The sequence below is a fragment of the Mycobacterium sp. genome, from assembly GCF_036488105.1.
GTDB lineage: Bacteria > Actinomycetota > Actinomycetes > Mycobacteriales > Mycobacteriaceae > Mycobacterium.
Window position 1 is genome coordinate 1 of the sequence record NZ_DASXHW010000076.1, and the last position, 10687, is coordinate 10687.

Annotated in this window: 8 protein-coding genes; 4 read left to right on the forward strand and 4 right to left on the reverse strand. The window is 67.1% G+C overall.

Features of this window, described 5'->3' with window-relative positions:
• The 3 genes from VGH54_RS04055 to VGH54_RS04065 form a co-directional block, all read right to left on the reverse strand.
• Positions 1-1241 (reverse strand): phosphoenolpyruvate carboxykinase (GTP) (locus tag VGH54_RS04055; RefSeq protein WP_331510654.1); only part of this gene is annotated, 1241 nt, incomplete at its 3' end.
• Positions 1242-1366: 125 nt separating this feature from the next.
• On the reverse strand, positions 1367-2941 hold the full coding sequence (locus VGH54_RS04060; protein ID WP_331510655.1) for a hypothetical protein: 1575 nt from the start codon (positions 2939-2941) through the stop codon (positions 1367-1369).
• The gene (locus VGH54_RS04065; RefSeq protein ID WP_331510660.1) at positions 2938-3897 is read right to left on the reverse strand and encodes a hypothetical protein; all 960 of its coding nucleotides are present in this window, start codon (positions 3895-3897) and stop codon (positions 2938-2940) included. The genes VGH54_RS04060 and VGH54_RS04065 overlap by 4 nt, the downstream gene beginning before the upstream one ends.
• 193 nt (positions 3898-4090) lie before the next feature.
• On the opposite strand from VGH54_RS04065, the gene trmB reads away from it, so the two are divergent.
• From trmB to VGH54_RS04080, 3 genes are read left to right on the forward strand one after another with little or no spacing between them, the layout of a single operon-like run.
• The gene (gene trmB, locus VGH54_RS04070; RefSeq protein ID WP_414688635.1) at positions 4091-4879 is read left to right on the forward strand and encodes a tRNA (guanosine(46)-N7)-methyltransferase TrmB; all 789 of its coding nucleotides are present in this window, start codon (positions 4091-4093) and stop codon (positions 4877-4879) included.
• Positions 4880-4881: 2 nt separating this feature from the next.
• Complete coding sequence (locus VGH54_RS04075) at positions 4882-5577, forward strand: NYN domain-containing protein (RefSeq protein WP_331510656.1); 696 nt, start codon at positions 4882-4884, stop codon at positions 5575-5577.
• 49 nt (positions 5578-5626) lie between these two features.
• Positions 5627-8566 (forward strand): MMPL family transporter, encoded by a 2940-nt coding sequence (locus VGH54_RS04080; RefSeq protein ID WP_331510657.1) that lies wholly within the window; start codon positions 5627-5629, stop codon positions 8564-8566.
• Positions 8567-8584: 18 nt separating this feature from the next.
• Here VGH54_RS04080 and VGH54_RS04085 read toward each other — a convergent pair whose 3' ends face one another.
• A complete protein-coding gene (locus tag VGH54_RS04085) occupies positions 8585-9733 on the reverse strand; it encodes an AI-2E family transporter (protein ID WP_331510658.1) in 1149 nt (382 codons plus the stop codon).
• 106 nt (positions 9734-9839) lie between these two features.
• On the opposite strand from VGH54_RS04085, the gene VGH54_RS04090 reads away from it, so the two are divergent.
• Positions 9840-10687: YbhN family protein (locus tag VGH54_RS04090; protein WP_331510659.1), on the forward strand; the 848-nt coding region annotated here is incomplete at its 3' end.

Sequence of the window (10687 nt, forward strand, 5' to 3'; positions counted from 1 at the left end):
CCCGAGATCGGCACGCCCTGCGGGTCGTCCCACTCCGGGGCCAGGATCGGGCACTGCGACATCGGAGTGCAGTAGCGCGAGTTCGGGTGCGCCGCTTTGGTATCCGTTTCGCGCAGGATCCAGTCGTTGCCCTTCCAGTCGATCAGGTGATCGGGCTCGCCCTCCAGACCTTCCCACCACACGTCGCCGTCGTCGGTCAGCGCGACATTGGTGAAGACGGTGTTGCCACCCTCGATGGTGCGCATTGCATTCGGGTTGGACTTCCAGTTCGTGCCCGGTGCGACGCCGAAGAAGCCGAACTCGGGGTTGACCGCGTACAGCCGGCCGTCCTTGCCGAATCGCATCCAGGCGATGTCGTCACCGAGGGTCTCGGCGCGCCAGCCTGGGATGGTGGGCTGCAGCATCGCGAGGTTGGTCTTGCCACAGGCCGACGGGAACGCGGCGGCGAAGTAGTACGCCTTGTTCTCCGGCGAGATCAGCTTGAGGATCAGCATGTGCTCGGCGAGCCAGCCCTCGTCGTGGGCCATCGCCGAGGCGATCCGCAGTGAATAACACTTCTTGCCCAGCAACGCATTTCCGCCATAACCGGATCCGTAGCTCCAGATTTCGCGGGTCTCGGGAAAGTGCGTGATGTATTTGGTGTCATTGCACGGCCACGGCACGTCTTTTTGGCCGGGCTCCAGCGGAGCGCCGATCGAGTGCAATGCCTTCACGAAAAAGCCGTCATCGCCGAGCTTTTCCAGCGCGGCCTTGCCCATTCGGGTCATCACCTTCATCGAGGCGACGACGTATTCGGAGTCGGTGATCTCCACGCCGAGCTTGGGGTCGTCGGCGCCGAGGGGGCCCATGCAGAACGGGACGACCCACATGGTGCGCCCGCGCATGCAGCCGCGGTACAGCTCGGTCATGGTCGCCCGCATCTCGGCCGGCGGCTTCCAATTGTTGGTCGGGCCGGCGTCGACTTCGCGCTCCGAGCAGATGAAGGTCCGCGACTCCACCCGCGCCACGTCGGACGGGTCCGACAGCGCCAGGTAGGAGTTCTTGTGCTTCTTCTCGTTGAGCTTGGTGAAGGTGCCGGCCTCGACCAGCTGGTCGGCGAGCCGCTGCCACTCTTCGTCAGAGCCTTCCGCGAAGACCACCCGGTCCGGCTGGGTGAGCTCGGCGACTTCCTCCACCCAGGACAGCAGCCCCTCGTGGTTCGTCGGGGCGGTATCCAGACCAGGAACGGTCGCTGAAGTCATCAAAATCTCCTGCAGTCGCGGTTGTGCGTGTTGCGCGGCTAGTTTGCGGCGGCCTCCACACAGGTTATCGCGAGGTGTATACCCATAAAAAGTCGAGGCTGTATTGGTTAACTCACAGGAACGATTCAGAACACGTTGTCGGCGGTATTTGTCGGCGAACTTTCGTCAATTTCCTCGTCATCCTCAGCGGAAGGCACCGAAGTCTCGGACGGTGCCCCCGCGTCGTCGGACGGAGTATCGGCGTTGTCCTCGGGCTCGATGGCTTCGCCGAGTTCCGCCCGCACCGCCTCGATGGCGGCCCGCAGGGTCGGCATTTCCCGCCCACGCAGCGCGGCGGCCCGCGCACCAACGACGGAGTGCTCACGCAGCTCGGTGTCGATGACGCCGACCTGCGCGGCGGCCCGCGCGCTCTCGCCCTCGTCCTCCTCGCCCAGCGCGGCGGTCAGCGACGACTCCACCGCCAGCACCCGGGTGGCCACCAGCTGCTCCACCGCGGACTGCAGTTGCGCGGTCGCCTCGCCGACCCAGCGGTCGAGCAGCGCGCGGTCGCGCAGCAGCCCACGGGTGCTGACCACCCAGACCGTCAGCGCCAGTCCGATCGCTGCGCACGCGACGGCCCCGGCCACCGTCAGCCCGGGCGTCAGATCGGCCAGCAGCCGACTCAGCGTCAGCGCCACCCCCAACCCGAAGCCGGCGCCCACCAGCATCATCAGCCGGGTCTCCAGCTTCCGCGACTTCAGCTGGGGCGCCGGCAGGTCGATTGTCGGGAGTGAAGCCGGCGCCGGCGGGTCGACCGTCAGGCCCATCCCCTCCGCGACGTCGGCCAGTTGCGTGGTGGTGCCATCGTCTACCTCGGTGACCACCTCGTTGAGGCGCCGACCCGCGTAAGACTCGAACTCCGGCAGCTTGGCCCTGGTCAGGCTCGCCACGTCCTCCTGCAGCTCGGAGCGGACCGAGGTGCAGCGGTTGCGCGCGAAGTACGACAGCTGAACCCGGGCCTGCTGGGTCTGGCTGCGTAACGCGATCGTGCGTTCGGTCTTGGACAGCCGTCGCTGCCGCAGGATCGCGCTGCGCTGCTCGCGCAGCACCTCGACCCGCGCGCGCCGACCCGCGCCATCGGCATCGCGATCGTATCGGCCGGCAATGGTCTGCAGTCGAGAGTTCCACGCCCGCAACCTGTTTCGCCGCGGAAGGTCTTTGTCGGCGAGTTTGTCCGTTACCGCGGCAACGAGATCGTCGATCCGCGGTTCACCGGATTCGGGCGCCGCGGCGACCCCGACCCACGGCGCGTCGCGGTAACGCGCAGCGTGCGACCCCAGCACCTCGCGGTCGCCGGCCAGGACTGCTTCCCAGTTTCGATGCACGTCGATCTTGGACACCGCGCCGATCACCGCGTCGGTCTCGGCCATCGACGCGTCGAGCAGCGCGCAGTCGGATTCGGTCAACGCGGCGGCCGCCGAGACGACGAACACCACCAACGTCGGTGCTTCGCCGGCTTCCAGGTCCGCTGACTCGACGAACTTCTGCTTCGGCAGCCGCTCGCGGAGTGCGGCGACCACGCTCGTCACCCCGGCCAGCCACGGTCCGGTGACCATGACGGCGTCCAGGCGCTCGATGTTCGGTACGTCGAGGTGCGGGCCGATCGCCGCCACCAACTTGTCCACCTCGGTGACCGCGTCGTTGCCTGGTTTTTTGGTCACACCGCGCCTCCGACCTGCGTCCACAGTCGCAGCGAACCCCTGACGATGTCGGCGCCGCAGGCGCGGTGGGTAGCCGCGACGGGCCCCCGGCGGTAGCGCTGCCAGTGCACGGCGCGGCGAAGATGCGCCGCAGCCGTGTCGCCGCGGTCGACGTCCATTCCAACCGCCTCGACGACGTCCACCGCGGCCATCATCCGGGCGACCACCGTGTCGTCACGGGACAGGAACTCGCGGATTCGCCGGTCGGTGACGGCCAGCGTCTCCAGTTCGGCGACGGCATCCAGCACCCGCTGGTAGCGCGCGGGCGCGCCGAGCGCCTCGATCTTGTCGACGACCTCGTCGATGCAGCTCAGGTTCCGGAGCAGGGCTACGACGTCGGCACGGGTCGCCCCACGCCGGATCGCGGCGCTCGCCTGCGCGACACCGAACGCGTCGAGGGTGTCCATCAGCCGGCGGCGCGACTCAGCGTCGACGGGATGCCCGTCGGCCAGCGCCCGCAGCGCAGACCACAGGGCGTCGTCCAGGCCGTCGACGGCGAGGATGCCCACCACCGGTTGTATCGAGGTGGCGGCCGGGGCAGACAGTCGCACGCATCGGGCCCTGGCCGCGGTGGTCGGCCCGTGCGGATGGCAGCCGGATTCGGTGGTCGCGATCAGGTCTGCCTTGTTCAGCACCGCCAGCAGCGGCCGCCTGGCCGCTCCGATCGCGGCGCGGTCCTCGGGTTTGACCGCGTCGGCGAGAACGTAGAGGTCCACGTCGGCAGCCGAAGAGGTGGTCAGCGTCATCGTGCCGCGAAGGCTCCCGGCCTGGGCCAGTGCGCGCGCGACCGTGCGACGGCCGACACCGCGGCGTCCCGATACCGCCACCCGCAACGGGGTGGCAAGCCGCCTGGCGATCGCGGTGCAGCGCGGGTCGGAAACCTCCGCCGCAAACCGTTCCAGCTCTTCGACGAAAATCGGATGCCCCTATCCGGGTCGTAGTTGCCGCTAACGCCCCATTGTGGCCGAGTAGCCGCCGATCACGGCGTAGGACCACCGGTTTGTCGGTCGAATGGTGACATTTGCACCGCTGGGAAGCGAGTCACCCAATACCAGTCCAAGGCAACTGTTGGGTATCAATCTGCCGCGCGGGCGGCAACATGATGGGTTGATGGGTAACGATGAACGGATGCGCGCGCAACCCTGGGTGGACGCGGCCACACCGCCGACACCTTCTTCCGACCTGCGTGCGGAACGTGGCGTCGGCGGCTACCGCCGGACGACCAGTTTCCGTACCCGGCGCTCGCAGTTGTCGGCGGCCCAGCAGCGGACCTGGGAGCGGCTGTGGCCCGAGCTCGGCTACGTCGCCACGTCTGGGCACGACCGCGAAGCCCCGGCCGAACCGCTGGACACCCACGCCTGGTTCGGCCGCGACGCTCCACTTGTCCTTGAAATCGGCTGTGGCACAGGAACTTCCACGCTAGCGATGGCGAAATCCGAGCCGCACGTCGACGTGATCGCGATCGAGGTGTACCGGCGCGGGCTGGCCCAATTACTGTCCGGCATCGACCGGGAAGGTGTCACCAATATCCGGCTGATCCGCGGGGATGCCGTCGATGTGCTGGACCACCTGATCGCCCCCGGCTCGCTGAGCGGGGTCCGGGTGTTCTTTCCGGACCCGTGGCCCAAGGCCCGTCACCACAAGCGCAGGCTGCTGCAGCCGGAGACGGTGGCCACGATCGCCGACCGGTTGCGGCCGGGCGGGGTACTGCACGCCGCCACCGACCATGCCGGTTACGCCGAGCAGATCGCCGAGGTGGGCGCCGCCGAACCCAGGCTGACCAGGCTGGATGCCGACGCCGACACGGCGATCTCCGTCGTCCGTCCGGTTACGAAATACGAGGGGAAGGCGCACGTTGCCGGCAGCGCCGTCACCGAATTCCTCTGGGAAAGACGCTGACCATGAGCCTCACTGAAGAAAAACCCGCCGCCCCGGTCGGGCTGCCCGGCGACCCCGCTGCCGACGCGGCGCCGGCGGCCCGTCGGGTACTTCTGGTCTGGGATGCGCCAAACCTGGACATGGGGTTGGGATCCATCCTCGGCCGGCGTCCCACCGCGACGGAGCGGCCTCGCTTCGACGCGCTCGGCCGCTGGCTGCTGGCCCGTACCGCCGAAGTGGCAGTCGACCGGGACGATGTGTCGGCCGAACCGGAAGCCACGGTGTTCACCAACATCGCCGCCGGCAGCGCCGATGTGGTGCGGCCGTGGGTCGATGCACTGCGCAACGTCGGATTCGCGGTCTTCGCCAAGCCCAAGCTCGACGAGGACAGCGACGTCGACAGCGACATGCTCGAGCACATCGCCCAGCGCTCACAGGAGGGTTTGGCGGCGCTGATGGTCGCGTCCGCCGATGGCCAGGCATTCCGGCTGCCGCTCGAGGAAATCTCGCATAGCGGCGTACCCGTCCAGGTACTTGGATTTCGCGAACATGCCAGTTGGGCGCTAGCGTCGGATACCTTGGAGTTTGTCGACCTGGAGGACATCACCGGTGTGTTCCGGGAGCCACTGCCGCGGATCGGCCTCGATTCGCTGCCTGACCAGGGGGCGTGGCTGCAACCGTTCCGGCCGCTGTCCTCGTTGCTGACCTCGCGTGTCTGACAACTCAAAACTATTGCGCGGGTCGCCGCAGATCCAGTAAGGAGCTTACGTGTTCGCCTGGTGGGGTCGAACTGTATATCGCTACCGGTTCATCGTGATCGGCGTAATGGTGGCACTGAGCCTGCTGGGCGGCCTCTTCGGGATAAGCCTCGGCAAGCACGTGACGCAGAGCGGGTTTTACGACGACGGCAGCCAGTCGGTCAAGGCATCGGTACTCGCCGACAACACCTACGGACGCGACCGAACCAGCCACATCGTGGCGACCTTCACCGCACCCAAGTCGGTCAACGACCCGGCGTGGCAGAAAAAGATCGTCGCCGAACTCAACGCCTTCAAGAAAGACCATTCGGACCAGGTCGTCGGCTGGGCCGGCTGGCTGGCCGCGCCGACCAGCACCGACCCCGTCATCAAGGGGATGGCCAGCGAGGACGGCAAGCACACCTTCGTCAGCATCCCGCTCAAAGGCAACGACGACGACACAATTCTGACCAACTACAAGGACATCGAGCCGAGCCTGCAGAAGCTCAACGGCGGCCAGGTCCAACTCGCCGGCCTTGAGCCGATCGCCAACGCACTGACCGGCACCATTGCGACTGACCAGAAGCGCATGGAAGTGCTGGCGCTGCCGCTGGTGGCGGTGGTGCTGTTCCTGGTGTTCGGTGGCGTTATCGCGGCCTCCCTGCCGGTGATGGTCGGTGGACTGAGCATCGCCGGCTCGCTGGGCATCCTGCGATTGATCACGATGTTCGGGCCGCTGAGTTTCTTCGCCCAGCCAGTCGTGTCCATGATGGGTTTCGGTATCGCGATCGACTACGGGCTGTTCGTGGTGAGCCGTTTCCGTGAGGAGATCGCCGAGGGATACGACACCGAGGCCGCGGTCCGCCGCACGATGATGACGGCCGGTCGCACGGTGGTGTTCTCGGCGGTCCTGATTGCGGTGTCTGCGTCGAGCCTCTTTTTGTTGCCGCAGGGCTTCGTGAAGTCGCTGACCTACGCGGTGATCATCTCGGTGACGCTGGCCGCGATCCTGTCGATCACGCTGCTGCCGGCCTGTCTGGCGATCCTCGGCAAGCACGTCGATGCCCTCGGCGTGCGCACCCTATTCCGGATACCTTTCCTGGCGAACTGGAAGCCGTCGCGGGCCTTCCTGAACTGGCTGGCCGATCGGCTGCAGAAGACCAAGACCCGCGAAGAGGTGGAGGCCGGGTTCTGGGGCAAGCTGGTCAACGTCGTCATGCGGCGGCCGCTGGTCTTCGCCCTCCCCATCATTATCGGGATGATCGCGCTGGTCATCCCGCTGCACAACCTCTCCTTCGGCGGCATGAGCGAAAAGTACCTGCCGCCGGACAACTCGGTACGCCTGGCGCAGGAGAACTTCGACAAACTGTTCCCCGGTTATCGCACGAACCAGCTGACGCTGGTGATCGAGAGCAATAACCACAGCAAGGTCACCGACCAGCAGGTCGCCGAGATCCGCAACGACGCCGCGTCGATCAGCGGATTCACCGACACGACCTGGCAGGAGCGGGCCTGCCCGACCATCGAGGGCAACCCGTGCGTCTCAGGACCGAATGCCAGCCACCCCAAGAACGACTCGGTTCGGGTGATCCAGAACGGTCTGTCGAAAGCCAACGACGCGGCCAAAAAGCTCGCTGAGCTGCGATCGATCACGCCACCGAGAGGCTTGACCGTCTTGGTCGGCGGCGTTCCGGCGCTTGAGCAAGACAGCATCCACAGCTTGTTCGACAAGGCGCCGCTGATGCTGGTGGTGCTGCTCACCACGACGATGCTGTTGATGTTCCTGGCATTTGGATCGGTGGTGCTGCCGATCAAGGCCGCCGTGATGAGCGCGCTGACGCTGGGCTCGACGCTGGGCATCTTGACCTGGATCTTCGTCGACGGGCATTTCTCCACCTGGCTGAATTTCACGCCGACACCGTTGATGGTCGTCCTGATCGCACTGGTCGTCGCGGTCGGATTCGGTCTGGCCACCGACTACGAGGTCTTCCTGGTCTCGCGCATGGTGGAAGCCAGAGCACGCGGCATGTCCACTGCCGAGGCCATCCGGATCGGCACGGCGACCACCGGTCGCCTGATCACCGCGGCGGCGTTGGTGCTCGCCGTGGTCGCCGGCTCGTTCGTGTTCTCCGACCTGGTGATGATGAAGTATCTGGCGTTCGGTCTGATGGCCGCACTTCTGTTGGACGCCACCGTCGTCCGGATGTTCCTGGTGCCCGCGGTGATGAAGCTGCTCGGCGACGATTGCTGGTGGGCGCCGATGTGGATGAAGCGCCTGCAGAATCGCTTGGGGCTCGGTGAGATTCACCTGCCCGACGAGCGCAAGCTGCCGTCGCCGCGGCCCCGGTCTTCTCGGTCGGCGACCGCCACCCGACCGCCGGTGACACCCCGTCCACCGCACGACCCCACGCATCCCAGTGCCGACGGTGCGCCGCGGCCGAGCCGGCCGGTTGCGCCCCCGCCCCGGCCCGACGTCCGGCCGCCGACACCGGCCGCACCATCGGCCGCCGGCACCACGAGAATGCCGGCTCCGGGCGGGCCCGAGCCGAAAGAGGCTCCGACGACTCGCTTCTCGGCGCAGCCGAAGACGCCGACCGGCCGTCCGCCCGCTCCGCCGCAGGGTCCTCCGCCACCCGCTCGCGGGGAAGACCGCGAGATCGAGTCCTGGCTCAGCGACTTGCGCGGCGGGAAGACCGGCGACCCGCGCGGCGCCGGCCCCACACCGCCGCCGCAGCCGTCCGCGGACGAGACCCGGGCGCTGCAGGTTCCGCGCGAGCAACCGTCGGGCCCGCCGCCCGCCGAAGCCGCGGACGCCACCACCGCGATCCCGACCCCGCCGCGGGAGAACAATGACCCCGAGGTCGCCACCGAGAAGATGAATGCTCGCGGCGACAACCCCGACCGGCCCCGTCCGCGCCGCGGCGGTGGACTCAGCGCCGCGGATCTGCTGCGTCGCGAAGGGCGCATGTAGCGGCCAATTCGGTTCAGGCTACGAGCTTTTGGATTCCAACTCGTCCGGCTCGACTTGCATGATCGAGCCCTCGTTGTCCTCGGTTTCCTCGGCAGCGGCCTCGGGATCCTTGGCCAGCAACACCTGGAACGCGTTGTTGAAGAACGCGACGGTCGGGACGGACAACAGTGCCCCGACGACGCCGGCGAGCACGCCGCCAGTCGAGATCGCCACCACCACCGCCAGCGGATGAATCGACACCGCCCGGCCCATCACCAGCGGCTGGAGGATGTGGGCTTCGAGCTGGTTCACCGCGACGAGCAGGCCCAGTGTGATGAGCGCGTAGACGAATCCCTTTGCGAGCAGCGCCACTATCACCGCCAGGAAGCCGCTGAGCACGGCACCCACCAGCGGGATGAAAGCGCCGAGGAACACCAGTGAGGCCAGTGGCAGCGCCAGCGGCACGCCCATGATGACCAACCCGGTGCCGATGCCCAGCGCGTCGACCAGCGCCACCAGGAAGGTGGCCCGCACGTAGCCGGTCAGCGCGCCGAACCCGGCGACGCCCGCGGCGCGTACCCGTTCCCGGTGGTCGGAGGGGAAAATCTTGGTCACGTAGTGCCAGATGTTGCGACCGCCGTAGAGGAAGAAGATCAGCGTGAACAACATCAGCAGTGCGGCCGTGACGATTTCGGTGATGGTGGCCGCGGTGGACAGGGCGCCGCTGGTCAACTTCTCCTGATTGTTCTGCAGCGCTTGGACCGCGGAGTTGCCGGCATTGTCGATCTGCTGGCGGCTCAGATGCAGCGGTCCCTCGATCAACCACTTCTTTGCGGTGTCGATGCTTCGGGTCACCTGTTTGACCAAATCCGGTACACCGACGATGAATTGACTGACGACGAACGTCATGATGCCGCCCAGTATCGCGAAGCCGGCCAGTAGCACCAGCGCGAGCGCGCCGCCGCGGGGCGCGCCGCGGCGGTCCAGCCAGTCGACGATCGGAACCAGCAACGCACTCAACATCAAGGCGAGCAGCAGCGGGACAACGATGATTTCCAGCCGCTTGATGACCCACAGCAGCGTTATCAGCGCGACCAGGATCACCAGCAACCGCCAGGCCCATGCTGCGGTCTTGCGAACGATCGGTTCTACCGAGTCGGCGTAATCGGCGGCGGCCCTCGACGGCATGGTGCCCACCCTAATCGTCAGCGCACAGGTCACATGCGGATAAAACAGTTCGGACACCTGTGCCGCGCAGCGATCCGGGCGCGACCTGCGCGGCTACGCTGAACACGTGTCGCATGGCGCAGCGGCCGACAACGTCAACGGACAGCTCGAAGAGCATGCCCGCAACAAGTATTGGTGGCTACGCTGGGTCACCCTGGCCGTCGTCGCGATCGTGCTGGCCGTCGAAGTGGCATTGGTATGGGACCAGTTGGCCAAGGCCGCCCGCAGCCTCTACTCGGCGAAGTGGTGGTGGCTGCTGGCGTCCGCACTGGCGGCCGTCCTGTTGATGCACAGCTTCGCCGAGGTTCAGCGGACCCTGCTGGTGGCGGCCGGGGTGCGGGTCAACAAATTGCGGTCCGAAGCCGCTTACTACGCGGCCAACGCGCTGAGCACTACATTGCCCGGCGGCCCGGTACTCGCCGCGACGTTTCTGCTTCGGCAGCAACGGATTTGGGGCGCGTCGACGTTGGTCGCGTCCTGGCAGCTGGTGATGTCGGGCGTGCTACAGGCGGTGGGGTTGGCGCTGCTGGGGCTCGGCGGCGCGTTCTTCCTTGGCGCCAAGAACAACCCGTTCTCGCTGCTGTTCACCCTGGGCGGATTCGTCGCGCTGCTGCTGCTGGCCCAGGCGGTGGCGTCACGACCGGAACTGATCGAAGGGATTGGTTGCCGGGTGCTGGGGCGGTTCAACGCGTTGCGCGGCAGGCCGGCCGACGTCGGACTGGCCAAGTGGCGGAAGATGCTCTGCCAGCTGGAGTCGGTCAGCCTGAGCCGGCGCGACCTGGCCACGGCCTTCAGTTGGTCGCTGATCAACCGATTCGCCGACGTCGCGTGCCTGGGTTGCGCGGCGTACGCCGCGGGGTCGCATCCCTCGGTGGGCGGTCTGACGGTCGCCTGCGCAGCCGCGCGCGCGGTCGG